Annotated in this window: 28 protein-coding genes, 1 pseudogene and 1 CRISPR repeat array; of the genes and pseudogenes, 19 read left to right on the top strand and 10 right to left on the bottom strand. The window is 65.8% G+C overall.

Translation table 11 applies throughout. From position 1 onward, the window contains the following. The 11 genes and pseudogenes from A6W98_RS11600 to cas2e all read left to right on the top strand — a co-directional run. Positions 1–390, top strand: a pseudogene (locus tag A6W98_RS11600) (hypothetical protein); the annotation flags it as partial. Beyond that, entirely contained in the window at positions 390–680 is a 291-nt protein-coding gene (locus tag A6W98_RS11605) for a zinc finger-like domain-containing protein (protein ID WP_042461650.1), read from the top strand. The pseudogene A6W98_RS11600 and the gene A6W98_RS11605, both read left to right, overlap by 1 nt. Before the next feature lie 147 nt (positions 681–827). After that, entirely contained in the window at positions 828–1,967 is a 1,140-nt protein-coding gene (locus A6W98_RS11610) for a tyrosine-type recombinase/integrase (protein WP_063490915.1), read from the top strand. A gap of 348 nt (positions 1,968–2,315) precedes the next feature. Next, positions 2,316–4,823 carry a CRISPR-associated helicase/endonuclease Cas3 gene (locus tag A6W98_RS11615; RefSeq protein WP_042461652.1) on the top strand — a complete coding sequence of 836 codons (2,508 nt, stop codon included), beginning with the start codon at positions 2,316–2,318 and terminating at the stop codon, positions 4,821–4,823. A gap of 71 nt (positions 4,824–4,894) precedes the next feature. Then, entirely contained in the window at positions 4,895–6,355 is a 1,461-nt protein-coding gene (gene casA / locus A6W98_RS11620; RefSeq protein ID WP_081251909.1) for a type I-E CRISPR-associated protein Cse1/CasA, read from the top strand. After that, positions 6,352–6,846 (top strand): type I-E CRISPR-associated protein Cse2/CasB, encoded by a 495-nt coding sequence (casB, locus tag A6W98_RS11625; RefSeq protein WP_042461657.1) that lies wholly within the window; start codon positions 6,352–6,354, stop codon positions 6,844–6,846. The genes casA and casB overlap by 4 nt, the downstream gene beginning before the upstream one ends. Next, the gene (cas7e, locus tag A6W98_RS11630; RefSeq protein WP_042461659.1) at positions 6,843–7,907 is read left to right on the top strand and encodes a type I-E CRISPR-associated protein Cas7/Cse4/CasC; all 1,065 of its coding nucleotides are present in this window, start codon (positions 6,843–6,845) and stop codon (positions 7,905–7,907) included. Before casB ends, cas7e begins: the two co-directional genes overlap by 4 nt. After that, entirely contained in the window at positions 7,907–8,599 is a 693-nt protein-coding gene (gene cas5e, locus A6W98_RS11635) for a type I-E CRISPR-associated protein Cas5/CasD (RefSeq protein ID WP_052678016.1), read from the top strand. The genes cas7e and cas5e overlap by 1 nt, the downstream gene beginning before the upstream one ends. Then, positions 8,596–9,267: a type I-E CRISPR-associated protein Cas6/Cse3/CasE gene (gene cas6e, locus A6W98_RS11640; RefSeq protein WP_042461660.1), complete on the top strand. Its 672-nt coding sequence runs from the start codon at positions 8,596–8,598 to the stop codon at positions 9,265–9,267. The genes cas5e and cas6e overlap by 4 nt, the downstream gene beginning before the upstream one ends. Beyond that, on the top strand, positions 9,264–10,208 hold the full coding sequence (gene cas1e, locus A6W98_RS11645; protein WP_042461663.1) for a type I-E CRISPR-associated endonuclease Cas1e: 945 nt from the start codon (positions 9,264–9,266) through the stop codon (positions 10,206–10,208). Before cas6e ends, cas1e begins: the two co-directional genes overlap by 4 nt. Before the next feature lie 3 nt (positions 10,209–10,211). Then, positions 10,212–10,502, top strand: a complete 291-nt coding sequence (gene cas2e / locus A6W98_RS11650; RefSeq protein WP_042461665.1) for a type I-E CRISPR-associated endoribonuclease Cas2e — start codon at positions 10,212–10,214, stop codon at positions 10,500–10,502. A 66-nt stretch (positions 10,503–10,568) separates the two neighbouring features. Then, a CRISPR array of direct repeats spans positions 10,569–12,122; the repeat unit is 29 nt; unit sequence CTGTTCCCCGCACACGCGGGGATGAACCG. 140 nt (positions 12,123–12,262) lie between these two features. On the opposite strand, the gene A6W98_RS11655 is transcribed toward cas2e, so the two are convergent. Genes A6W98_RS11655 through A6W98_RS11690 form a run of 8 tightly spaced genes read right to left on the bottom strand, consistent with a single transcriptional unit; the run spans position 12,263 to position 18,025 of the window. Continuing rightward, a complete protein-coding gene (locus A6W98_RS11655) occupies positions 12,263–12,586 on the bottom strand; it encodes a bacteriophage spanin2 family protein (protein WP_042461667.1) in 324 nt (107 codons plus the stop codon). Continuing rightward, complete coding sequence (locus A6W98_RS11660; RefSeq protein ID WP_042461669.1) at positions 12,583–13,092, bottom strand: lysozyme; 510 nt, start codon at positions 13,090–13,092, stop codon at positions 12,583–12,585. The genes A6W98_RS11655 and A6W98_RS11660 overlap by 4 nt, the downstream gene beginning before the upstream one ends. Positions 13,093–13,096: 4 nt before the next feature. After that, the gene (locus tag A6W98_RS11665; RefSeq protein ID WP_042461671.1) at positions 13,097–13,309 is read right to left on the bottom strand and encodes a DUF7940 domain-containing protein; all 213 of its coding nucleotides are present in this window, start codon (positions 13,307–13,309) and stop codon (positions 13,097–13,099) included. Between the two features lie 24 nt (positions 13,310–13,333). Continuing rightward, positions 13,334–13,621, bottom strand: a complete 288-nt coding sequence (locus A6W98_RS11670; protein ID WP_042461673.1) for a hypothetical protein — start codon at positions 13,619–13,621, stop codon at positions 13,334–13,336. A 34-nt stretch (positions 13,622–13,655) separates the two neighbouring features. Then, complete coding sequence (locus tag A6W98_RS11675) at positions 13,656–14,465, bottom strand: hypothetical protein (protein ID WP_042462587.1); 810 nt, start codon at positions 14,463–14,465, stop codon at positions 13,656–13,658. Between the two features lie 7 nt (positions 14,466–14,472). Beyond that, positions 14,473–17,112: a phage tail protein gene (locus A6W98_RS11680; protein WP_063490916.1), complete on the bottom strand. Its 2,640-nt coding sequence runs from the start codon at positions 17,110–17,112 to the stop codon at positions 14,473–14,475. Continuing rightward, positions 17,097–17,504, bottom strand: a complete 408-nt coding sequence (locus A6W98_RS11685; RefSeq protein WP_042461678.1) for a DUF6950 family protein — start codon at positions 17,502–17,504, stop codon at positions 17,097–17,099. The genes A6W98_RS11680 and A6W98_RS11685 overlap by 16 nt, the downstream gene beginning before the upstream one ends. After that, positions 17,501–18,025, bottom strand: coding sequence for a hypothetical protein (locus A6W98_RS11690; protein WP_042461680.1), 525 nt, complete (start codon positions 18,023–18,025; stop codon positions 17,501–17,503). The genes A6W98_RS11685 and A6W98_RS11690 overlap by 4 nt, the downstream gene beginning before the upstream one ends. Positions 18,026–18,118: 93 nt before the next feature. Here A6W98_RS11690 and A6W98_RS11695 point away from each other — a divergent pair, with 93 nt between their 5' ends. Together A6W98_RS11695 and A6W98_RS11700 are read left to right on the top strand one after the other, a co-directional pair. Beyond that, a complete protein-coding gene (locus tag A6W98_RS11695; RefSeq protein WP_211138697.1) occupies positions 18,119–18,304 on the top strand; it encodes a type II toxin-antitoxin system HicA family toxin in 186 nt (61 codons plus the stop codon). Between the two features lie 16 nt (positions 18,305–18,320). Then, complete coding sequence (locus A6W98_RS11700) at positions 18,321–18,713, top strand: type II toxin-antitoxin system HicB family antitoxin (protein WP_042461682.1); 393 nt, start codon at positions 18,321–18,323, stop codon at positions 18,711–18,713. 8 nt (positions 18,714–18,721) lie between these two features. On the opposite strand, the gene A6W98_RS11705 is transcribed toward A6W98_RS11700, so the two are convergent. Then, positions 18,722–19,312 carry a hypothetical protein gene (locus A6W98_RS11705; RefSeq protein WP_063490917.1) on the bottom strand — a complete coding sequence of 197 codons (591 nt, stop codon included), beginning with the start codon at positions 19,310–19,312 and terminating at the stop codon, positions 18,722–18,724. Next, positions 19,312–19,995 (bottom strand): hypothetical protein, encoded by a 684-nt coding sequence (locus A6W98_RS11710; protein ID WP_052678017.1) that lies wholly within the window; start codon positions 19,993–19,995, stop codon positions 19,312–19,314. The genes A6W98_RS11705 and A6W98_RS11710 overlap by 1 nt, the downstream gene beginning before the upstream one ends. Between A6W98_RS11710 and A6W98_RS11715 the strand changes: the two genes are divergently transcribed. The 6 genes from A6W98_RS11715 (at position 19,994) to sigJ (ending at position 24,105) form a co-directional block, all read left to right on the top strand. Next, on the top strand, positions 19,994–20,524 hold the full coding sequence (locus tag A6W98_RS11715; RefSeq protein ID WP_414478766.1) for a hypothetical protein: 531 nt from the start codon (positions 19,994–19,996) through the stop codon (positions 20,522–20,524). The genes A6W98_RS11710 and A6W98_RS11715 overlap by 2 nt on opposite strands. Next, positions 20,524–20,814, top strand: a complete 291-nt coding sequence (locus A6W98_RS11720; protein WP_042461688.1) for a zinc finger-like domain-containing protein — start codon at positions 20,524–20,526, stop codon at positions 20,812–20,814. Before A6W98_RS11715 ends, A6W98_RS11720 begins: the two co-directional genes overlap by 1 nt. Next, the gene (locus A6W98_RS21980; protein ID WP_231098270.1) at positions 20,807–21,157 is read left to right on the top strand and encodes a helix-turn-helix domain-containing protein; all 351 of its coding nucleotides are present in this window, start codon (positions 20,807–20,809) and stop codon (positions 21,155–21,157) included. Before A6W98_RS11720 ends, A6W98_RS21980 begins: the two co-directional genes overlap by 8 nt. An 8-nt stretch (positions 21,158–21,165) precedes the next feature. After that, on the top strand, positions 21,166–22,101 hold the full coding sequence (locus A6W98_RS11725) for a tyrosine-type recombinase/integrase (protein ID WP_231098444.1): 936 nt from the start codon (positions 21,166–21,168) through the stop codon (positions 22,099–22,101). Between the two features lie 611 nt (positions 22,102–22,712). Continuing rightward, complete coding sequence (locus tag A6W98_RS11730; RefSeq protein ID WP_231098271.1) at positions 22,713–23,165, top strand: carboxymuconolactone decarboxylase family protein; 453 nt, start codon at positions 22,713–22,715, stop codon at positions 23,163–23,165. Beyond that, complete coding sequence (gene sigJ, locus A6W98_RS11735) at positions 23,152–24,105, top strand: RNA polymerase sigma factor SigJ (RefSeq protein WP_052678018.1); 954 nt, start codon at positions 23,152–23,154, stop codon at positions 24,103–24,105. Before A6W98_RS11730 ends, sigJ begins: the two co-directional genes overlap by 14 nt. The last annotated feature ends 298 nt before the right edge of the window (positions 24,106–24,403 follow it).

Raw genomic sequence — 24,403 nt, forward strand, 5'->3', positions numbered from 1 at the left:
TGGCGCCTGCTTGACGAGGGCGCCGCGCTGTTCTCGGCCTGCTGGCGCGCTCCGATCCCGCGCGTCGCGGTCGAGAACCCGGTGATGCACCCGCATGGCCGCGCCCGCCTGCCCGGCGACCTGCCCAAACCGCAGATCGTCCAGCCATGGTGGTTCGGCGAGCCCTTCTTCAAGGCCACGGGGCTCTATCTGCGCGGCCTCGCGCCGCTGAGCGCCACCAACCGGCTGACCCCGCCCGCGCCCGGCACCGAGGCGCACAAGCGCTGGAGCGCGGTCCACCGGGCCCCGCCCGGACCCGACCGCTGGAAGATCAGATCCCGCACCTTCGAGGGCCTCGCTGCCGCTGCGGCGGACCAATGGGGCGAAAACGCAAGAAAGGAGGCCGCCTGATGGCCGAGACTGCACCCGACCGGATCGAGGAGATCGAGAGCCTTGCCCGGCACAATTGCGACGAGCTGGCGGGGCTGACCGCCGCGCTCGAGGAGCTCCGCACCCGTGTTGCCAAACTGGAAGGCGCCGACGCCGTTCCGGCAGCCCCGCAGAACTGCCCCACCTGCCGGGGCAGCGGGTTCATTCGCGACTATTGGCACCCGTATTGGGACAACGGCTACACGGAGACCGACTGTACGGCCTGCGGGGGAACGGGGAAGCTGACGGCCAGAGGCGCGACCGATGGTTGAGCGCCTGCTGTCGATCCCGGAAGCGGCGCGCGCACTCGGGGTTCCGAAAGAGAGCCTGCGGCGGGCGGCCGACACCCATGGAAAGACCATCCGCATGGGGCGGGCGGTCAGACTGCATCCCGACGATCTGGAGGAATTGATCGAACTATGCCGCGTCGTCCCGAAGGTGCCCGCCTGTATTGGAGAGAGAAGTCAGGACAGAAACCTTATTGGGAGATCCGCGATGCCGGAGGGATCCGTCTCTCGACCGGTACGAGATGTCGCGAAGAGGCTGAAGCTCAGCTCGCGGCCTATATCGAGCGCAAGAGCCGTCCGACCGGTCCCGTAAACCCGGACGAACTGAGCATTTCCCTCTGTCTCTCCATCTACGCCGAAGAGCACGCGGCCTTCGTCGCCGCGCCCGAACGTATCGGCTACGCCATCGAGGCGCTGGATGAATTCTGGCGCGATCTGCCCGTGTCTTCGGTCACCGGCGCGATGTGCCGCCGCTATGCGGCAACCCGCCAGCGCAGGTTCCGCGATGGACGCACCGCTCCCGTCAGTCCCGGCACGATCCGCCGCGAGCTGAACGTCCTGCAGGCGGCCATCAATCACTGCCATGGCGAAGGCTATCTGATCACCGCACCCAAGGTCACGTTGCCGCCCCGGCCTGATCCGGTCGAGAGGTTCCTGACCCGCCAGGAGGCCGCCTGGCTGATCCGCGCCGCACGCAATCTCCGCAGAGATGGACGCCATCTTGCCGATTTCATCCTGCACGGCCTCTATACGGGCAGCCGGAAGGACACGATCCTCGGCATGCATATCGACACGCCCAGCGTTTCCGGCGGCCATGTCGACACCGTCCGCGGCATCCTCTACCGCAAGCCGATGGGCAAGGCCGAGACGAAGAAGCGGCAGCGTCCCGCCCGGCTGCCGCCGCGCTATCTCGCGCATCTCCGGCGCCAGGCCGCGAACGGGCGACGATTCGTGGTCCAGGACTGCGATGGACACAGGGTTGGCGACATCCGGAAGGGCTGGGCGCGGGCGGTACGGCTGGCCGAGGAGCTGGCGGCCGGGCAGGGGATCGAGATCGATCTCACCATGCCCGACGGCAAGGGCGGCCGGAAATACATCACGCCGCATGTCCTGAAGCACACGGCGATCACCTGGGCGGTGCAGCGCGGCGCGTTTCTTCCTGACGTTGCCTCATACTTTTCGACATCTCTGGAAACCATCGAGCGCGTCTACTGGCATCACAGCCCCGACCACCAGAGGAGTGCCGTCGAGGCGATGGACCGCAGGAAATGAGGCCCGAAACCCCCTGTCTGGGACTGGAGCGGGACTTCTCGAAACGGACAGCGCCGCGAAACTTCTGTAAGTATCTGATTTATTTGGCGCACCCGAAAGGATTCGAACCTTTGGCCTCTGCCTTCGGAGGGCAGGGGGAGCGCGAATATTCGTGTTAAATTCCTCAAATGTTCTTTATTTGTATCCATTTCGCGCCGTGTCATTTGACGCAAACCGCACCGAAACCGCACCGGAGCTTTCCAAAGTAGACGCAGGAAGAGGTTCGGCGCGGTGCTTGGGTGGAACGATGGGCAAATATGCACTAATACGCGTCACGAATAATGCTCAGTATGTTTTGTAAGGATGATCATGGGCATCCTTGATTGGCCGGGAAAGAGCGCTTCGATAAGCGGTTCGAAGCCACATCCCGCAGCTTATCATATGCTTGACGTGGCTGCAGTTTTTGAACGTCTGATCGAACCTTTCGGGGTGAACAATAGACTTCGCGATGCTCTGGTCCTGCTCTCGGCTCTGCACGATCTTGGCAAGATCAGCGACAGTTTTCGGTGCATGCTCGAAGAACGGGCGCCTCAAAGGTTCCGCCACTGGCAATTGACCGAGGTGCTGCTTTACGAATTCGATCCTTTTCTGGCCGAGCATCTGGGCGGCACCCCGTGGGTTCGTCAGTTGCTATATGCATCTGTTTCGGGGCATCATGGTCGCCCTTCCAAGCTCGATCTGGGCGGCCTTGGCTATCCAGGTCGGCGTCCCCGCGACTACCGGCTTGCTCTTGCAGCAATCGGTAGCGCACAGGCCGATGCCGCCACGACCCTTTCGCGGTTTTGCGAGCTCTGGCCGGACGCTTCACTTGATGAAGTGACGGAAGATCACGCCGTCACGTTGTCTTGGTGGTTGTCAGGAATTTGCACCGCTGCCGACTGGGTCGGATCGAATACAAGTTGGTTCCAGCCCAAGGCGGAGGTTACCAGTCTCGAGGAATACCTAGACGGAACGCGCAGAGTTGCGGTCGACGCGGTGTGCGGGGCAGGTCTGTCCGGCGCGCTGACGAAGAACGAGCGGTTGTTCGACTTCGCGTTGCGTCCGATGCAGACCGCCTGTGCCGATGTTCCGATGATCGAGGGCCCGATGCTGGCTGTGATCGAGGATGAGACCGGCGCCGGGAAGACCGAAGCGGCACTCCTGCTGGCGCAGAGAATGCTCCTGGCGGGCAAGGGGCGGGGAATGTTTGTCGCCCTGCCGACCATGGCAACGGCGGATGCGATGTTTCGGCGTGCGGCAGATGTCGTGGGGAAATTGTTTGGCGAGGACGCGTCGCTCACGCTGGCCCATGGTCGGGCAGGGTTGTCCGTTGCCTTCCGTGACATCGTGAATTCGACTGCCCGCAGCGAAGATGACGCCACCTGCTCGGACTGGCTTGCCGAAAGCCGACGACGGGCATTGCTTGCCGATGTGGGGGTTGGGACCATCGACCAGGCGCTCCTTTCGGTTTTGCCCGTAAAGTTTCAGGCCCTGCGCCATTTCGGGCTGTCTTCGAAGATCCTCATTGTGGATGAGGTGCATGAGTTGGGCGAGCCGTATATCGGTGCCGAGCTGGAGGCTCTTTTGCGTATGCATCGCGCGGTCGGCGGATCTGCGATCTTGCTGACGGCCACCCTTCCAATGAAGCAAAGGGCGCGGCTTCTGTCGATCTATGGAGGGCTCTCGGACAGTCCTGCCTATCCGGCGCTGACGGTCGCGGGAGGTGTCGCTAGGACCGACCTGCCACAGGCGACGGGCCCTAAGGGAGCGGTGCAAGTCGTGCGGCTGGCCAATCAAGATGATGCTGTCGCGATTTTGGCCGAACATGCCGGTCGGGGAAGCGCCTGTGTCTGGGTGCGCAATGCGGTGGACGATGCCATTTCGGCCGTAGAGTTGCTGCGATCGAGGGGCATCGAAGCCCGCTTGTTACATGCGCGCTTTGCGCTTTCTGACCGCAAGCGGATAGAGGCTGAGATCCTGGCACGGGTTGGCAAGGCGGGCGTCGACCGCTCTGGGTTCGTTCTTGTCGGAACGCAGGTTCTCGAGGCCTCGCTCGATCTCGATTTCGACGTAATGGTATCCGATCTGGCCCCGATGGCTGCGTTGGTTCAGCGGGCTGGACGGCTGTGGCGACATATGGATGTCCGGCCTGGGGCTGCGCGCCCGGTTCCAGCCCCGATTCTGCATGTCTTGTCCCCCGATCCCGGGGAAGTCACCAGCGACCGCTGGTTGCAATCCGTTCTCGACCGGGGGGCCTATGTTTATCCTGTCGCCGATCAGTGGCGCACGGCGAAGGTCTTGTTTGACGCGGGGCGGATAGAGGCGCCTTCCGGTCTGCGAACGCTCATCGAGGCGGTGCATGGGGAGGAGACCATTCCTGCCCCCGATGTGTTGAGCGACGCAGAATCCGTGGCGGAGGGGAAGGGGGCTGCGGCTCGTGGACATGCGGCGCAGAATATCGTCGAACTGGCGGCGGGCTATCGCATGGGCGGGCAGGCCAATGACGATGCCATTTATCCGACGCGGCTCGGAGAGGAGCAACGCGTTCTGGTCTTGGCCCGCTGGGAAGATGGCAGGCTTTTTCCATGGGCGGTCGACATGTTCGAAGGTTGGGCGCTGTCCGAGGTTTCGGCGCGCCGCTCTCGCCTCGACGCACTGCCTCTTCCGGATCAGTCCGCTCCGGAGATCATGGCGATTACACGGGATTGGCCGGACTGGAAGCGTGCCGAGCAGCGCTTATGCCCCGTTGCGGAAGACGGACACATCTGCGCGGGCCTGCGATACGATGAAAGACTTGGGCTGATCTTAGGAGAAATAGCCACCAAGGTGGGCATTTAGCCCCATTTACAGCTGACGAACCGGATGCTTGTCTGTTTCAGACCTCTCTGGAAACGGAGCTATTATAAAGAGTGCTCAATCTGATCGAAGCCCCTTGGATTCCGGTTCTCTGCGAGGATGGCTCAAGACATGTTGTTGCTCCCTGGCAAATAGCCGAGCCCGGCATCCTGCGCCCGGACTGGCCGCGTCCCGATTTGAATTTGGCGTGCTATGAGCTTCTGATTGGCCTGGTTTTTCTGGCCGATCCGCCCGCAAACAACGGTGACTGGCAGCGGCGCTTTGCGCCAGATCCGGATCGTTTGAAGGAAAAGCTGGCACGCTTTGCGGTGGCCTTCGATCTGTTGGGCGACGGGCCGAGGTTCTTGCAGGATCTGGCCCCTTTGGACGGGACGCCGAACCCGGTCGATATGCTTTTCATCGACAGCGCCGGGGCGAATACGGCGAAGAACAATGCCGATCTTATGGTGCATCGCGACCGTTATGGCATGCTTGATCTGCCGCTGGCCGCCATGGCGCTCTACACTTTTCAGGCGCATGCGCCTTCGGGGGGCGCCGGCAACCGGACGTCGATGCGGGGCGGCGGCCCGTTGGTGACTATGGTCGACCCGGGAGATGGGCTCTGGTCGCTGGTCTGGGCGAATGTGCCCTGCGGCAGGTCTTCCGATCCCGATATCCTGCCCTGGATGAAACCCACCCGCCTGTCTGAGAAGGGCCAGAAAAGCCATCCGCCAGAGGGGCAGGTCTTTTCGGCTGAGGCCTTTTTTGGCATGCCGCGGCGGCTGCGGCTTGTCGGCTCTGGCGCGGGGATCGAGGGCGTCATCCAAAAGCCGTGGGGGGCGCACTACGCGTCGTGGAAGCATCCCTTGAGCCCATATTACCGGCTTAAGGCCGGTGCGGAATGGTTGCCCAAGCACCCGCGTCCCGGTCGGTTCGGCTATCGCAACTGGCTTGGGGTGATCGCGCGCGAGGCCGGGAGCGAGAACAGTGAGTTGTCGCTGTCGCTTCGCGATTGGGGGCAGCGCGGGGGAGAGGCCTCGGTGATCGTTGCGGGCTGGGCGATGGACAACATGAAGCCGCGTGACTTTGTCCTGTCGGTTCAGCCGTTTCTCGACCTTCCCATTGCGGCCGAAGACATGCTGGTTGGATTGATCCTTGCCGCCGATGCGGCAGCTGTGGCGCTGCGCGGCGCGCTTGCAGCCGTGTTGTCAGAAGGCGACGCCCGGGAGGCTGCACGAGAGGCATTCTTTGCGGCAACCGAGGGCATGTTCCTCGATCACCTTCAGACAGTGAAAGCCGGGGGAAGCCCTTGCGCCGACTGGCTGAACGACCTGCGCAGGCAAGCCCTGAGCCAGTTCGATGCGCTCGCCATGCCCGGACTTGATCGAAGGGAAAGCGATCGGATCCGGGAGATTGTCGAGGCGCGGAAAACCTTGTCGGGCTGCTTTGCAGGCTACGGAAAGCAGGGGAAGGCTCTCTTCCAGCATCTCGGCATGGAGCCTCCGGTGAGGGGTAATACGAGGAAATCGGCATGAGCGACGATCCGAAATCCCCAGGGGCAATCGCCCGTGGGTGGTGGCGCGCGAATCTTGGCGCCCGAGAGAGCGCCGCCGCACGGGCGCTGGCTGCGCGGCTCCGCCGGGCCGCGCCGATGGCTGCGCTGTGCGAGCCCGCCGTCATGGAACTGGCTAGGGCATTGCATATGGGGCCTGGAAAGGCGGACAGTCTTGTGCGGCTGGTATGCCTGCTGGCAGAGGTGCGCGAAGAGGATGCCGCGACACTTGCCCGACGGCTGGGCGGGAGCGATCCGACAATGTCACCGCTCAGGTTTCAGCGCCTCATGAGGGCGGAAGGCGATGAGTTGATCGCGCTCTTGCGGCGTGCTGTCGGCATGGCGGACCGTCGCTGCAACGTCGCTGCTCTGGCGCAGGATCTTCTCTATTGGGAGGAGGCCCGGCCGCGCTGGTGTTTCCATTACTTTGGGGCCGACGCCCCCAGGGACGACCTCAAGGAGAGCGTTAAATGAGCACGTTTCTGCAGTTTCATCTGCTGACGACCTATGGCCCTTCGAACCCGAACCGTGACGATCAGGGACGTCCCAAGCAGGCCATGGTGGGGGGCAGTCCGCGACTGCGGATGTCTTCACAATCCGTCAAGCGTGCCTTGCGCGAGAGCGCGTTCTTCGAGCTCGATCTGCAGGGGAACATGGGCATCCGAACCAAACGGCTCTTTGAAAAGCTTGTCGAGCACTTGGACACGCAAGGTGTTCCGGGTGATGTGGCATCCGAAGCAGCCGCCCAGGTGGCAGAGATATTCGGTAAGCTGGAAGCGCCGAACAAGGCTGATGGAAACCGCGTGGCGTCGACCCTTGCGTTCGTCTCGCCGGAAGAATGGCGGCTGGCCGAGAACCTCGCGGGCAAGATCGTTGCCGGTGAAGATATGCCCAAGGAGAAGGATCTGAAAAAACTGGTCCTGCGCCACGCCGATGGAGCCGTCGATATCGCGATGTTCGGGCGGATGCTGGCTGCCGATGCCGATTTCAACCGCGACGCCGCAGTCCAGGTCGCCCATGCCATCACGACCCATACGGCCCAGGCCGAGGAAGACTGGTTCTCGGCCGTGGATGACCTGAACAAAGCCGAGGATACCGGGGCCGGGCATCTTGGAGAAACGGCGTTCGGGTCGGGCGTCTATTACCAGTATGTTTGCGTGAATGCAGATCTTCTGGTCGAGAATTTGGACGGTGATCGTGACCTTGCTGCGAAGGGCGCCGAAGCCTTGGCGCGTGCGATCGCTCAGACCTCGCCGCGCGGCAAGCAGAACAGTTTCGCCCATCATCCCCGGGCTCATTACGTTTTGGCCGAAAAGGGGACGCAGGCGCCACGTGATCTCTCCGGGGCCTTCTTCTCGCCGATCAGGGAGCAACCGATCCTTGACAGCTCGGTGGCGTCGCTGGTCCGGACCCGGGACGACATCGATGCGGCTTATGGGCAGGCATGGGACGCCGATTGCATAATGCATGTTGGGGTGGGCGGAACGCTGGACGAGATCGTCCTGTTTGCGGGTGATGCCGTGCGAGACGCCTGATGCAGCCCTATCTGGTCTTCAGTATCACAGCGTCGCTGGGCGCTATGGGCGAGTTGGCCGGGCATGAGCGGCGCGGTTCCCTGATCTGGCCTGGCCGGTCCGCGATCCTAGGGCTTCTGGGCGCCGCGATGGGGATCGAGCGCGGCGGCGACTTCTCGAAGTTGGACGAGCTCGGTCTGGCCGTTGCCGTGTTCGATACGGGCGCGCCCCTGCGTGACTACCACACCGTGGAAACCGTGCCCTCGGCTGCGGCGAAGCATCCCAATTCCCGCCCCGAGGCGCTTGCTGCGGCGCGGGGGCGTACCAACACGACCATTACCCTACGGGACTATCGTGCCGGGCCACTTTATGGGATCGCTGTCTGGGGAGAGGAACTCGATGCGATTGCTGCCGCTCTGAGGCGCCCCCGTTACACCCTCTATCTCGGCCGAAAGTCCTGCCCCCTCGCGGCCCCCCCGGGGGCAAAGGTGGTCGACACCGTGTCGGCAGAGGAGGCGCTGACCCATCTGGATCTGCCGCCATGGCGCAGGCTGGATCGTCGTGGCGCACCCGTCGCCGCCAGGCTTCTTGTTTGCGGCTCGGAAGAGGGCGAGATCGTCCACGACGTTCCCGGCGACCGGCGACACCGGCATTTCACGCCCCGCCGCGTCACGGTTCGTAACGTCGAAATCGTTCCCGGAGGCGCTGGATGACCCTCTATCTCAGCCGCATCCGCCTGTCGCGCAGCCCCTCGGCCCAAGCCCTTTCGGGGTTGTTGTCGCCACCCGCTAGCGGCCCGCGCAGATCGGCCCATCACAAGCTTCTTTGGGCCGCCTTCGCCGACGGCCCCGACCGCCGCCGGGATTTTCTCTGGCGGGAAGATCACGACGGCGACTTTCTCACGCTCTCGGAACGACCGCCTCAGCCGATGGATCTGTTTGAGCCGCATCAAGTGAAGGACTTTGCGCCCGCCTTGGCTTCCGGAGCGTTGCTCGACTTTACCTTGCGCGCCAATGCCACGCGGATGAAACGGGGCGGAAAGCGTGTCGACGTGGTGATGGATGCGCTGTACGGACTGCCGAAAGGTGCCCGCGCAGCTGAGCGCATGATCGTGGCCGGGCGTGAGGGCAAAGCTTGGCTTGAACGGCAGGGCGAGACCGCCGGGTTTGAGGTGATCAGAGCGGAAGCCGACGACTACGCGACCGAGGTGCTGCCGGGCTATCGCGGTCCACGGAAGGGGCAGCCGCAATTCGGGATCGTCGATCTTTCGGGCCGGATTGAAATCGGCGATCCAGCAGCTTTCCTCGGGCAGCTTGCCCGTGGGTTCGGGCGCGCCAAGGCCTTCGGCTGCGGCCTGATGCTGATCCGGCGCGCGTCGTGAGCGAGGGAAATCTCCCGGGCCTCGCACCGCCGCGGCCCATTTCTCTCAAGGACAGATCCTCGCTAGTGTTCGTTGAACGCGCCCAGCTCGACGTGGCAGACGGCGCTTTTGTTGCCGTCAACGCCGACGGCACGCGGACACAGATTCCTGTTGGCGGGCTGGCGGGGATCATGCTCGAGCCGGGGGCGCGGATCTCTCACGCCGCGGTGGCGCTAGCGGCCCGCGTCGGCACCCTGATCACCTGGATCGGGGAAGGGGGCGTGCGGCTCTATTCCGCCGGGCAACCGGGAGGGGCGCGCTCGGACCGGCTGCTGTGGCAGGCATCCATCGCGCTCGACGATGCCGCAAGGCTGCGGGTGGTCCGAAAGATGTTCGCACTACGTTTCGGAGAAGAGGCACCGTCGCGGCGATCGATCGATCAGTTGCGGGGTATAGAGGGCGTGCGGGTCCGTGAATCCTATACTCTCCTGGCCAGACAATACGGTGTCGACTGGAGGCGCCGATCCTATGACCCGAAGGATTGGGAAGCAGGCGATGTGCCGAACCGTTGTCTGTCTGCGGCGACGGCCTGCCTGCACGGGCTGACCGAGGCGGCGGTGCTGGCCGCAGGTTACGCTCCTGCCATCGGGTTCCTGCATACCGGCAAGCCTCTCTCTTTCGTCTATGACATCGCCGATCTCTACAAACTGGAAACCGTTGTGCCGGAAGCTTTCCGGATCGCGGGGCAGGCGGGGAAGGGCAGGCTCGACATGGCGCCGGACCGGGCCGTCCGCCTCGCCTGTCGTGACGCCTTTCGTCGTACTGGCCTGCTAAAGAGGATCATTCCTGCCATCGAGGAGGTTCTCTCGGCCGGAAACCTTCCTCGTCCCGAGCCGCCGCCCGAGGCCGTTTCTCCCGCTTTTCCCGATGCGCCGCCGACGGGCGATGCCGGTCACCGATAGTCTATGTTGGTTGTTGTCGTCTCCAACGCCCCACCGCGCCTCCGGGGCAGGCTGTCTGCCTGGTTGGTCGAGGTGCGCGCAGGGGTTTATGTCGGCGACTATTCGGCCCGGACGCGCGAGATGATCTGGGAACAGGTTCTGGCCGGGCTTGATAAGGGGGATGCCGTCATGGTTTGGAAGGCACCGACCGATCAGGGCTACGACTTTGTGACGGCAGGTCAGAACCGCAGGATGCCGGTGGATTTCGACGGATTGAAATTGGTCAGTTTCTTCCCCGAGCCACCAAGCCGATAGGCGGAAGAGGACGGTAGGTTCTTTGACATCGTGAAAAATTTTTTAGATCAACGGTTTGCAGTAAGACTGTTCCCCGCACACGCGGGGATGAACCGGCGATGCAAAAAATGGGGGTCGTCACAAAAGACTGTTCCCCGCACACGCGGGGATGAACCGGGGGGTGGCGAGAGGGCGCCGCCGGGCATAGACTGTTCCCCGCACACGCGGGGATGAACCGCTGGTGAGCGTCAACCTGGACAGCCTGACATACTGTTCCCCGCACACGCGGGGATGAACCGCGCCGACCCCCGGTCGCGTCTGCCAGGTATTCCTGTTCCCCGCACACGCGGGGATGAACCGTTGTTACGCCAGAGCGCCGTCCCGTAATCTGCCTGTTCCCCGCACACGCGGGGATGAACCGTGCGATCTGGTGGCGCGGGGTCTGCCGCCACTCTGTTCCCCGCACACGCGGGGATGAACCGGGGAAAGTCAGGCTCCGCGTTCACAATGGCGCCTGTTCCCCGCACACGCGGGGATGAACCGCGCTCAGCAAACATGCGCAGGCTGTCGATGCCCTGTTCCCCGCACACGCGGGGATGAACCGCCTATGTGGTCTTCTCTGATCCAAGAAATTGCCTGTTCCCCGCACACGCGGGGATGAACCGGGGGGTTACACAGGCGGGGTTACTCTGGACGGCTGTTCCCCGCACACGCGGGGATGAACCGATGAAAGCTTGATCTTATGGCCGCTGCAATTGCTGTTCCCCGCACACGCGGGGATGAACCGACCGATTGCTCTGCGGCCGGGGGCGTTCTTTCCTGTTCCCCGCACACGCGGGGATGAACCGAGCCCCATCCACGCCCGCAGTCTGCAATCCGGCTGTTCCCCGCACACGCGGGGATGAACCGGCATTGGAAAGGCGGGGGAATAGATATGCCCCCTGTTCCCCGCACACGCGGGGATGAACCGGCGCTGCCGCCCTCCATCCAAGCCCGGCTCATCTGTTCCCCGCACACGCGGGGATGAACCGATCTGCCACCCGAGAGCGGCTAGTGCGTGCGCCTGTTCCCCGCACACGCGGGGATGAACCGTACCCGGTCACCAACATGCCGAAGGTGGGCGACTGTTCCCCGCACACGCGGGGATGAACCGATGAAAAGGACGCGAAAAAATGGCAAATAGCTCTGTTCCCCGCACACGCGGGGATGAACCGGGGCGGCAGGCGGTCGAGGCCCGGATGCGCGCCTGTTCCCCGCACACGCGGGGATGAACCGACACCCTGGCACGCGCAGGACGGGTGGGAATACTGTTCCCCGCACACGCGGGGATGAACCGCACCATGGCGACCTGAGCGCGGCCGAGGTCAACTGTTCCCCGCACACGCGGGGATGAACCGGGCAGCCGCGATCCGGAGGCGTGGATCTCCGACTGTTCCCCGCACACGCGGGGATGAACCGCCCCTTGCCCGTAGGCTGGGGACCATGGTCGGCTGTTCCCCGCACACGCGGGGATGAGCCGCCGGAAGACCACATCAGTGTCTGGCTCACCACCTGTTCCCCGCACACGCGGGGATGAACCGCGGATGCGCCGGGCGCAGGGAAAGGAGTGAGGCTGTTCCCCGCACACGCGGGGATGAATCGGAGGAGTCGGCCGCACTCTGATAGAAAGTTCCCGTTCTCTGCGCGCCTGGGAGTGAAGCGAGAGCTTGCTAATCATTCCGAATGACTTCCGGTTGTGGTGTACAAAAGCGTCGCGTGGCCGTGCGTCAGCGCTCAACAGATTAACTCCCTCTGACCGCTTCGCCGATCCGCCGCGCGATCTCGCCGGGCGAGGGGGCGATCCATCCGATCAGGGCGACCAGCACGATCCAGGGCGGGATGACATTGACGATGACGGTCTCGACGCGGTCGGCGCGGAGGCGGTTCTCGGACTGCTCCTGGCGGATCTCGCGGGCGCGCGGCCGAACGATGCTGGGCGCGTTCTCGACCTTCTGGCCCTGCACGTTTTCGGCCCCGGCCTGGACATTCGCGGCGAGGTTGGGGCCAAGCGGCGCGGGCAGCCCGCCGCATCCGGCCAGCAGCAGCGCCGCGAGGAGCGCCCTCATGCGCCGTCCCAGCGGAACGGGACATTGGCCGGAACGCCGTCGAGCCCCTCATGGCAGAGCTGCCGGGCCTTGTTGCGGCGGATAAGGAGCCCCCGCACACCCTTGCCCCCGGCAAAACGCCAGCGCGGGAGCTCGTCGCAGGCGCCGCGCAGATCGCCCGCATTGAGCTTGCGGATCAGCGTCGAGCGTGCCGCCGCGCCGAGGCCCACATTATAGGCCCAGTCGAGGATCGCGACATAGCTCCGGGCGGGGATCCGGTCCTCGAGGGGATCCGCGATCAGCCGGTCGAGCCCGGTCTCGACCTCGGCCAGGCGGTCGGCGAACATCGCCCGGCACTCCGCGGGCGTATAGCTGTCGCCTATCTCCACGCCGCGCGTTTCGCCGAAGCAGACGGTCGGCACGCCCACGATGTCGAGATAGGCCTCTGTCTTCAGGCCCTCATTGCCGCCGATGAAGCTCAGCGCGAGGGCGGTGGCGGCCGCGCCGCGTTTCAGGATCCTGCGCATCGGCTCACTCCATCCTCTGGGCGATCAGCCGGGCGGCGAAGGCAGCCGCGGTCACCAGCGCCGAGAGCCCGGCGAAGAGGCCGCGCGGGATGCCCAGCAGATCGGGAGAGGCGAGCGAGAGCCCGGCCTCACAGCCCGAGAGCAGGCCCGCGAGCAGGATGAGACGGATCGACCAGGCGCGCCGGATCAGCGCGCGCCACTGGGGCACGAGGTGCATGGGGAATCTCCTGTGGCTGGGGGATCAGCGCGGGACGCGCTGCAGGACGGTCTTGATGTCGGCGCGAAGCTCGCGCAGCAGCGCGTTGGTCTCCTCGCGGTCGCGCTGACGGGCGGCGAGATCCTCGGCGCGCTGCCGTTGCCAGCGGGCCTCGAGGGCGCGAATCTCCTCGGCCAGCCGGGCGGTCTCGCGGTCGAGCGCGGCGGTATTGGTGCGGGCGCGCGCCTCGAGGCGCACCGACCAGACGGCCAGCCCGAGCAGCGAGAGCATCACCGCCCACCAGTCCCGGATCTGCGTGGTCAGTTCCTGCATGGCGGGCTCCGGCGCGACGCGATTGCCGCCGGGATCACGGCATCAGATCCAGCGGAAAGTAGGTTTTCCGTCTGACCAGAACGACTGTGCCATGCCGGAGATAAAATTCCGCATTGATACGGGCCCTGTTGTATTTGTAGTAGCTTTGATCGATCGTGCTTTTCCCACGCTCGGTCAAAAACGGCCCGCTCAAGCCGTAAATCACCGTATATCTGCGATCTCTGTCCTGATAAGTGTTTGAAAGAATGGTGCCATAATCTCGCCATTCCGATCTGTCCGGGATGTAGACTTCCAAAGTGATATCGCTGCGTGAACTGTTCGTTTGCACATCGATCAGGTAAAGCCTGTATTCGTACTCACCGGGGGAAAGCTCGGGGGTCTCGATATATTGGCCGCTGTTTCCGTTCATGGCGTGATCCCAGATCACGCCTGTCGCCCCATCGCCCACCCGCGCCGCATCATGGGGATGCCAGACGGCCTCGTTGACGGGGGCCCCCGTGGCTCTCACCCGCGCATCGATGGCGGCGGCCAGGATCTGTCCCGTGACAGCGCCGTAGATGTCGGAAAACGCATCCTTCGCCTGCGCCTCTGTCAGCTGGTTCACCCCGGCCGGAACGAAGCTGCCGGAGGCGAAGGAGCCCAGCGTGATCCAGCCATTATTGGCGATGTTGCGCATCTTCAGGGCGTGGGCGGCGGTATCGACCCAGATCATGCCGGCCGCGGTCTCGGCGGGCGGGGTCGCGCCCGCATTGCCGCTCTGGATCGCGGAAAGCACGCCCTGCAGCATGGCGAAGGCCTGGGCCTTGGTATGGCCGGTGTCGAGCAGATAGGTGGCTTGGGTCATGTCATCCTCATGCGGCCTGGAGGGCGGTCACGGTCAGGCCCGTGATGCCGATGGTGTAATCGGGGCTCTCGACGCTCAGGACCGCGCGGAAGCGGAAGGCCCGGCCCGAGAAATCGGCGGCATCGAAGCTCTGCCAGGGCCCCCAGCGGGCGGTGTCGGGATCGGTTTCTAGGGCGTCATCGGTGACCGAGACCTGCAGGTCGACATCGCCATAGGCATCCGTCGATCCGAGCCAGAGCCGGGCATCGGGCGGTGTCCACATCGCCGTGCCGGAGGGGCGCCAGAACAGGTCCCGGGCCTCCGAGATCAGGAGTTCGATATCCGAGATCAGCCGCACCGGCTGGACCGCGCCCAGATCGATCCGGCCCGCGAAGGCATAGCGCGCGCGGGTCTGGCCCGGTGCCATCGCCAGCACGCCGCCCGCAGCACTGCAGCCGGTGGCGGTCCCCGCGAAGCCCGGGGCCTCGGCCAGGGTGGCGACGGTCGTGGTCGGGATGATCGAGGCGGCGCGGACCGCGATCCCCGAGACCGGGCCGGGCGTGCCCATCGCGTCATAGGGGCGCGCGAGATAGGTGCCGGATTTGAGCGGCAGGGTCGCCTCGGTGACGCCGCCCGAGACCGATTTGCCGATGCCGGTCGAGCTCTGCCAGCTGGCGCCCGTCTGCGCGGTCGCGTGGCGGAACTCGATCCGGCCGCCCTGGCGCACGTCGAGCGACGGGTGCCGGTCCCAGCGCAGCATCGCCACCGCACCCCCCGAGGCCTGGACCGAGAGCCCGGTGATGGCGCGAGGCGGGGCGTTTTCGCCCTGCACGGCGGCGGCGCCTGCCCAGGCCCAGTCCGACCAGATGCCGCGCGCGTTCCGGCCGCGCACGCCGAAGGCATAGGGGCCGGGCGCGACATCGTCGATCATGTCCTCGGGCGTGTCGGTCAGCCCGCGCAGCGTGGGCTCGGCGGCCGAGACCGGGCGCCAGGCGAATTGCCAGGTGTCGACGAAGGGATTGTCGGTCATGGCCGCCAGCCGCACCCGGGTCTTGACCCCGCCGCCGCCGCGCGTCTCGTACAATTCCTCGGTCATGGTCGGCGCCGAGACCACCGGTTTGGCGGTCGGCGAGGGCAGGGTGGGCACACCGCCCGCGGGCTTGGGCATCTCCTCCGAGGTCCGCCAGTCGAAGATCGCGGGACCGGTCTCGATGCAGCTGAGGGTAACGCGGACCCCGTCCTTGCCGATATGGACGGTGCGGCCGGTGACCTCGAAGGTCTTGGCCGTCCAGCCCCGGCGCGGCAGGCTCACCCGGATGTTGTCGCCGAGCCGGACCGGCCAGGCGGCAAGCGAACAGGGCAGCGTGACCTGTTTCTGGCGGCGGCCCTTCAGCAGCGCCAGCTTCATCAGCCGCTGGCCGCGGGCAAAGCCGGTCTCGCCGGGCAGCTCGCCCATGTCGAGCACCAGCGGCTCGCCATTATCGGCGGCGATATAGGTGGCGCTGTCCAGCACCGGCAGGTCGGTCACGACATGCTCGTTTTCCGGATCGGCATATTGCGCCTTCACGGTGTTGAACTGCTCCTCGAAGGGCTTGCGCGCGGTGACCTGGATGCCGCCGACCAGCATGTCCTCGGTAACGGTGAAGGCGGGCTCTTCCCAGGCCGCGCCCCCGACGGTCAGGCGGCCGCGCTCGCAGGTCCACCAGCCGCCCCAGGAGGAGGACAGGTCGTTCAGGTTCTCGGCCGCGGTGGCCTCGGTCTCGAGCACGCCGTTGAAGGCATAGCGGTCCTCGGTCCTGCCCGAGGCCAGCGGCACCTGTTCCTCGGCCAGGTTGGCCAGCGCGAGGATCGTGTCCTCGTCGAGATCCCCGGGGCGCCAGCCCGGCCCGCCCCGGAGCTGCGGCGTCAGCATGTAATCGCGCAGGCAGAGCGCCGGATTGGTGCTGTATTTTACCTGGCCGTCGCGCGGATCGTAAACGCGCTTGCCACGGCACCTGACCCGGATCTGGGGCGCGCCGCTGGGGAAGAGGTCGCGGTCGTAATCGGCCTCGAAATAGACATAGGCCACGCCGCGCAGCCGATGCGCCTCGGTCCATTCGCGGGCGGCCGCGACATAGCGGGCCTCGGCCGCCTGATCCTCGCCGCCATTGTGGACGCAGAGGCGCACGCGGCCTTTGTAATCGCTTCCGACCTGGCCCCAATGATACGGATCGCCGCTGCCCGCGGCTTCATCGCGGCGGTATTGCGCCTCGGTCCAGACCAGGGTCTCGCCCAGCCAGATCTCGACCGCGCCGTCGATCTCGTGGCAGGCCAGCGGCATGATCGAGTGATAGCGGCGATGCGGCTTGCCCCCGGCCTCGGTGGTGGCGCGGGCAACGATGGAGCCCCCGAGCATGCGCTCGCCATAGAGGATCCGGCCCGTCGTCACCGGCTGGATCCGGTTGAGGGTGATCTCGTCGCGGGTCTTGGCCTGGGGCTTCTTCGCCATCGCCATCTGGATGCCGGTCAGCACGGCCGCGAGCGCAGCCTGGCCCATGATGGCGGTCGCGGTCAGCCCGGCCATCCAGCCGCCCGCCGCAACGCCAAGGGCCGCCACCACCGGCGGCATGGCATGGGCGGGTCCGGCCAGCAGGATCAGCAGCGCGGGAAGGATCAGTCGATACGCCATGCCGCCTCCGCGGTCAGGACCGGGCGGCGCACCAGGCCGTTCCGGCCCATATGCTGCGCATAGCGCCCCGTCACCACGCCCATGGCGCCCGGCATCGCGCCCTCGCAGGCGGTCATCACCCAGTCGCCGCGCCGCGCGCCCGCGACCGGCAGCCGCGCCAGATGCGCGTCGACCAGCGCCTCGATGGAGCCGAAGCCCAAGGACACCAGCACCTTGGCCGCCTGAAACTCGCTGGCATAGGCGGGCAGGCCCGGGATCGGATCTTCCCAGGTCATGCTCCGGGCGACGGCCCGGCAGAAGCCCAGGCAATCGGCCGTGCCCCAGGCAAAGGGCCGGTCCTCCCAGTCCCGCACCGCCGCCGACAGGCGCCGCTCCCAGCCCGCGCGCCTCACGACCGCCCCCAGGTATCTTCGCGGTTCTGGATCGCCTGGACCAGGTCGAAGCCCTGATCGCCCGGAAAGCGCTTCTTCTGGTCCTCGGGCAGGTAATAGAAGGGGAACTTGCGCCCCAGCGCCATGCTGCGCGGCTCGAGCGCCAGCGTCGTCGTGGCGGTGTCGGGGCCGTCATCGCTCTCCATGGTGTCGGCGACCCCGTCGAAGAGCACATCGGCCGTCTCGATCTGGCCGGTCTCGTCGAACAGCGCCAGGAACACCGTCACCCGGCGGCGCTGGAACTCCTCGAGCTCGGCCAGCGCCACCACCTCCGGGTCGAGCCCGGAAAGCGTGATCGACAGCCCCGGAATGCCCTCGCCCGAGGTCGCCTGCGCCTCGCCGACCGAGAGCATCTGCCCCGCGCCGAGATAGGTCACGCCCTCCCAGTCGACGGTCCCGTGCCCGGTGAACATCGCCAGATCGCCGGTATCGAACCGGCAGCGCACCAGCAGGCCCAGCATCCTGTCGCCGCTTGCATCCATCACAGCGCCTCCATGCGTATTTATATGCGCCACGCCCTTGCGCGAACCGGCGGTTGGGCGTATTTATGTGCGCATGCTGAGTGAGGGGTGGACATGCTGGAGACCAACAGCCGCAAGATCGTCAAGCGTCTCGAGCAAGACGGCTTCGAGCTGGTGAAGGTCACCGGGTCGCACCACAAGTTTCGCAAGGGCGACAGGATCGTGACGATCCCCCACCCGAAGAAGGACCTGCCCATCGGCACGGTCCGCAACATCTACAAACAGGCCGGTTGGCTGTAACCGAAGGGAGAGCCCCATGCGTCACTACATCGGCGTCGTGCACCAGGAAGACGACAGCGCCTTCGGCATCCATTTCCCCGACGTGCCCGGCTGCTTCTCGGCCGCCGATGCGCTCGACGATCTTCTGGCCAATGCCAGCGAGGCGCTCGCGCTTCATCTCGAGGACGAGATCCTGCCCGAGGCGCGCAGCCTCGATGCCGTTCGGGCCGACAGCGACGTGGCCCGTGACCTCGAGGCCGGGGCGTTCCTTCTGGCGGTGCCGTTCTTCCGGCTGAGCGGGCGAACCGCCAAGGCGAATATCACCATGGATGCGGGGCTGCTGGCGGCCATCGACCAGACGGCGAAAGAGCGCGGGCTGACCCGCTCGGCCTTCCTGGCCGATCTGGCGCGGCGCGAGATCACCGGCTGAGCCCGGGATCACAGCGCCTCTCTGACTTGCAATATGCGTGTCCGGATCCGGGACTGGCTGCCGCTGTAGCTGGTCTCGGGCCCGGCCAGCGCCCAGGTGCCGAAGGGCGCGCGCATCGTTACCGGATCGCCCGGGGCGACGGGGCGGCGCAGCCGCGGCCAGAGCGTGACGCTCTGCCGGAAGGCCGGTGTGGGGGCCTCGGCCGCGGTCACGATATGCAGATGGCGGCCGAGGGTCAGGTAATCGCCCGGCAGCGCCCGGTCGCCCGCCCTGGCGAGCTGTAGCACCAGCGCCTGCGCCCGGGCATTGGCCGCGACCGCGACGACAGGATCGGCCGAGATCTTGCCATAGGGGCCTTCGTAGTCGACTGGCCCCATCTCGAAGGTCCCGGCCATCCCGTTCAGGCCCGCCAGCCAGGCTTCGGTCGCGGCATTCTCGGCCGCCGAGACATGGGTCAGGGTCAGTTCGGCCGCCCACATCCCGCCCATGAAGTCATAGGCGGTCTGGGCAAAGCTGTAGGGGCTCTGCACCCGCAGGCTGCTGGTGATCCGGGTCAGGGTGAAGGCGGCGACCCGCACGCTCTTCGGTGGAAAGGCCATCAGCTCGCCCCTCCCGCCCGGGCCATCCGCTTGCGGCGGTCGTAGATCTCCGAGGCCTGGCGTCGGCTTTCCGCCCGCACGGCGGCCGCGATCTGCTCGGGGCTGGCATTCGAGCCCTGCACGCTGACATAGACGTCGCCGCCCCGGACCGCGCCGAAGCCGCCGAAGCCGCCGCTGTCGCGGGTATGGTCGATCACGCTTTCATTGGGGTGCAGCATGGCCAGGAACCCGCCCTTGCCGTCGAGCCCGCCCGCGCGCGGCCCGAGGGGCGTGCGCCCGCCGCCGTCAAACGACCCGCCCTCCATCACCTTGCCGATCAGATCCCCGATGGGCTTGACCGTCCCGCCGCCGCCGCTTGCGCGGCCACCGAAGAGCCCCGAGAACAGCCCGTCGAACATGGAGCCCAGGGCGTCCGAGAGCGGGCTCATCGCGCGGTCGAGCAGGTCGTCCAGCATCCGGTCGGCCAGCGCCGAGACCGCGTCGCCCGCATCGCCCGAGCCCTTCACGATATCCTTGAAGAAGCTCTGGAAGCTGCTGCTTGTGGCGTTGACGCTGGTGCCCAGCCGGGTGAGCCCGCTCTCGACCTCGTCGACGCCAGAGCCCTTGCCGCCCTTGCCGTCACCGGAGAGGGCATCGTTCAGATCCCTGAGCGCGGCCTTGGGCTGGGATCTGCTCGCCGTCATGCATCCACCCTGCACCCGGCTCTGCAATTCGGGCGTCCGCTGGCTGCATGTGCCGCCGACCAACGCCCCGGCCGAGGCGCGCCCCGACGAACGCGCCGCCTGGCCGGATCTGCCCGAGGACACCCGCCGCGCGATCATGTGGCGGCTGCTCGACGAGGGGGCCGCGCTGTTTTCGGCCTGCTGGCGCGCCCCGATCCCGCGCGTCGCGGTCGAGAACCCGGTGATGCACCGCCACGGGCGCGCGCGGCTGCCGGCCGATCTGCCGAAGCCGCAGATCGTGCAGCCCTGGTGGTTCGGCGAGCCGGTTTTCAAGGCGACGGGGCTCTATCTGCGCGGCCTCGCGCCGCTGAGCCCCACCAGCCGGCTGACCCCGCCCGCGCCCGGCACCGAGGCGCACAAGCGCTGGAGCGCAGTCCACCGGGCCCCGCCCGGACCCGACCGCTGGAAGATCAGATCCCGCACCTTCGAGGGCCTCGCCGCCGCCGCGGCGGACCAATGGGGCGAAAACGCAAGAAAGGAGGCCGCCTGATGGCCGAGACCGCACCCGACCGGATCGAGGAGATCGAGAGCCTTGCCCGGCACAATTGCGACGAACTGGCGGGGCTGACTGCCGCGCTCGAGGAGCTCCGCACCCGTGTCGCCAGACTGGAAGGCGTCGACGCCGCCCCGGCAGCCCCGCAGAACTGCCCCACCTGCCGGGGCAGCGGGTTCATTCGCGACTATTGGCACCCGTACTGGGACAACGGCTACACGGAGACCGACTGTACGGCCTGCGGGGGAACGGGGAAGCTGACGGCCGGAGGCGCGACCGATGGTTGAGCGCCTGCTGTCGATCCCGGAAGCGGCGCGCGCACTCGGGGTTCCGAAAGAGAGCCTGCGGCGGGCGGCCGACACCCATGGAAAGACCATCCGCATGGGGCGGGCGGTCAGACTGCATCCCGACGATCTGGAGGAATTGATCGAACTATGCCGCGTCGAGCCGCAGGTGCTCGCCTTTACTGGCGGGAAAGGAGCGACGGTCAATCCGTCTGGGAAATCCGAGACACGGGCGGCATCCGAATCTCGACCGGCGCGCGCTGCCGCGCAGATGCTGAAGCGCAGCTCGCGGCATATATCGAGCGAAAAAACCGGCCGACTGGCCCGGTTGCCGCAGATGAGTTGAGCGTGTCCATGTGCCTTGCGATCTACGCAGAAGAGCACGCGGCCCATATTTCCGCGCCAGAGCGCATCGGCTACGCGATTGAAGCACTTGATGAATTCTGGCGCGATCTGGCCGTGTCGGCCGTCTCTGGCGGGACATGTCGGCGCTATGCCAAAAGCCGGGTGCGACGCTTCAAGGACGGCAGCACTTGCCCGATAAGCCCGGGCACGATCCGCCGCGAGCTGAACGTCCTGCAGGCCGCCATCAACTATTGCCACGGCGAGGGCTATCTCATTACCGCGCCGAAGGTGGTTCTTCCTGTCCGGCCTGATCCGGTCGAGAGGTTCCTGACCCGCCAGGAGGCCGCCTGGCTTCTGCGCGCGGCCAGAAACCTGCGTCGGGACGGTCGGCACCTCACCGACTTCATCCTGCACGGGCTTTATACGGGCAGCCGGAAGGACACGATCCTCGGCATGCATATCGACACGCCCAGCGTTTCCGGCGGCCATGTCGATACCGTGAACGGCATCCTCTACCGCAAGCCGATGGGCAAGGCCGAGACGAAGAAGCGGCAGCGTCCCGCCCGGCTGCCGCCGCGCTATCTCGCGCATCTCCGGCGCCAGGCCGCGAACGGGCGACGATTCGTGGTCCAGGACTGCGACGGATACAGGGTCGGCGACATCCGGAAGGGCTGGGCGCGGGCGGTGCGGCTGGCCGAGGAGCTGGCGGCCGGGCAGGGGATCGAGATCGATCTCACCATGCCCGACGGCAAGGGTGGCCGGAAATACATCACGCCGCATGTCCTGAAGCACACGGCGATCACCTGGGCGCTTCAACGTGGTGCGTCGATCTGGGACGCGGCCGGGTATTTCTCGACCAGCCCCGAGACGATCCAGCGGGTCTATGGGCACCATGCACCGGACCATATGCAGACCGCGGTCGAGGCCATGGATCGCCGCATCTGAGCTTCAATCCGCACCGAAACCGCACCGAAGGCGAATCCATGAGGGGAGAAGTGGGGCGTAAGTATCTGATTTATTTGGCGCACCCGAAAGGATTCGAACCTTTGGCCTCTGCCTTCGGAGGGCCTGCCGGGGGTGTATGTACACGTAATATTCCCTATGCGTTCTTGAAATGATGCCGTTTTCCGCAGTCTCGACCGGTGCAAACGGGACTTCATCAGGACTGCTCATACGTCTCTGGGGCACGTGGGCGTCCGGTGACGGCAAAGCTCAATCCCTTCCCCAAAGCCTTGCCGCTCAATCGACCCGCTTCTTGCGCAAACACCCTCGTTTGAGGGGCGAAGCCAGCCTTCGCCTATGGCGCTGCATTCGGGAGGCTGGGCTCGGAGCGGACCTGCGGTGGCGCAGCATGGCGCCGGAGCGCCTCGGGCCGCCCGCGGATCACGATAGCGGCCGTTCATCCCCGTTGCAGCATGCACTCTGGCCGCCAAGGTCAGGAGGGCGGACGAAGCGGGCATGCGGGCGCTCAACACGCTGCTCCTGGTGTCACAAATCTCGATCCTGTCTCGTCTTGTGAGTATAGACAGAGAACGGAGACAGCGATGACCCCTCGTATGAATTACTACAAGGCCGCGCCGGATGCGATGAAGGCGATGATGGCGGCCGAGGAGACGATAAAGGACCTATCCCTGCCTGAAGCCCTGCGTGAGCTGGTCAAGATGCGCGTGTCGCAGATCAACGGCTGCGCTTTCTGCCTTGACCTGCATGCCCCCGCCGCGCGGCAGGCCGGTCTGTCGCAGCAGAAGCTGGATGTCCTTGCGGCTTGGCGAGAAAGCCCGGTCTTCGACGATCGCGAGCGTGCCGCGCTGGCATGGGCCGAGGCCTTGACGCGCATCGAACAGACCGGCGCACCGGATACCGACTACAGGCTTCTGGCCGCATCCTTCGATGAGCGTGAACGGGTCGAACTGACCTTCGTGATCACCATGATCAACGCATGGAACTGCTTTGCCGTCGGCTTTCGCCAAGTCCACACGCTGCGCGAGGCTCGAGATGCGGCAGGCTGACCCGCATAGTCAGATCTTCGAGGGCGAGCGCCGGCGTCTGGCGGGGCTCGCCTACCGCATGACCGGATCGGTGGCCGAGACGGATGATATCCTCCAGGACGCCGCGTTGAAATTCCGTGACGCCGATTTGTCCGGCATCGACCGTCCGGCCCGGTGGCTTTCGACGGTCGTGATGCGACTGTGCCTCGACCATCTGCGCTCGGCACGGGTGCGCAGGGAAACCTATGTCGGGGCATGGCTGCCCGATCCGTTGATCGCCGATCATGCCCCCGGCGCGGAAGAGGAGTGGATCCTGACCGAGGATGTCGGCATCGCGCTGATCCTGACCCTCGACAGCCTGACACCCGAGATGCGGGCGGCGTTCATTCTCCGCGATGCATTCGACTACAGTTTCGAGGAAATAGGCCTGCTCGTTGACAAGACCCCCACGGCGTGTCGGCAACTCGTCTCCCGGGCGCGGCGCAGGCTGGCTGGGGCCGAACCTGCCGATCCACCGTCGAGCGAAACGGATCATCCGCTCGTCACCGCCTTCTGGGAGGCAAGCCGGCAGGGCGATATGGATCGTCTGCTTGCCCTGTTTGCCGAGGATATCGAGGTTCACACCGATGGTGGCGGCAGAGTGAAAGCGGCCATCAACGTGCTGAACGGGTCTCGCAACGCTGCCCGCCTGTTCGCCGGCCTTGCCAGAAAGCGGACACTTCCGGTCGGGCCCTGTCCTCCGCTTCGGTGGATCAACGGCTCGCCCGGTTTTGTGTCCATTGAAGGGGGCGTCCTGCAGACCACCGCCCTCTCGATCCGGCGCGGCCGGATAGAAGCGATCTGGATCATGAGGAATCCCGACAAGCTCAAACATCTGCGCTTGCAGATGTCGGCGCGGAGGTTCCGACGAACCGGCGTTGACGCGTTGGCCGATGCATTCCCAACCACAGACGTTATATGAGCCGACTTGCGACAGAATCCTATTGGTGTGGAATGTGGTCGTGAAGCTCGAAGCCGACCTGCGGCAACCCGACGCGACGCACGAGCGCCTCGGGCCGCCCGCTCGGGCGCTCGCTGCCGATAGCCGCCGTTCGACACCTCAAGCCCGCGCCGCCTGCGGATCACGGAAGCGGCCGTTCATCCCCGCTGCGGCATGCCCTGGAGCGATCTTTTCCGCGACTCCTAGAGGCCTTGCCGAAGGCCAGAAAAAGGAAGTTCGCTGCGACGACGAACGTTCGTCCTTGCGAATAAAGCCAGCT

Origin of the sequence: Rhodovulum sulfidophilum DSM 1374 (assembly GCF_001633165.1) — a bacterium.
GTDB classification, from domain to species: Bacteria; Pseudomonadota; Alphaproteobacteria; order Rhodobacterales; family Rhodobacteraceae; genus Rhodovulum; species Rhodovulum sulfidophilum.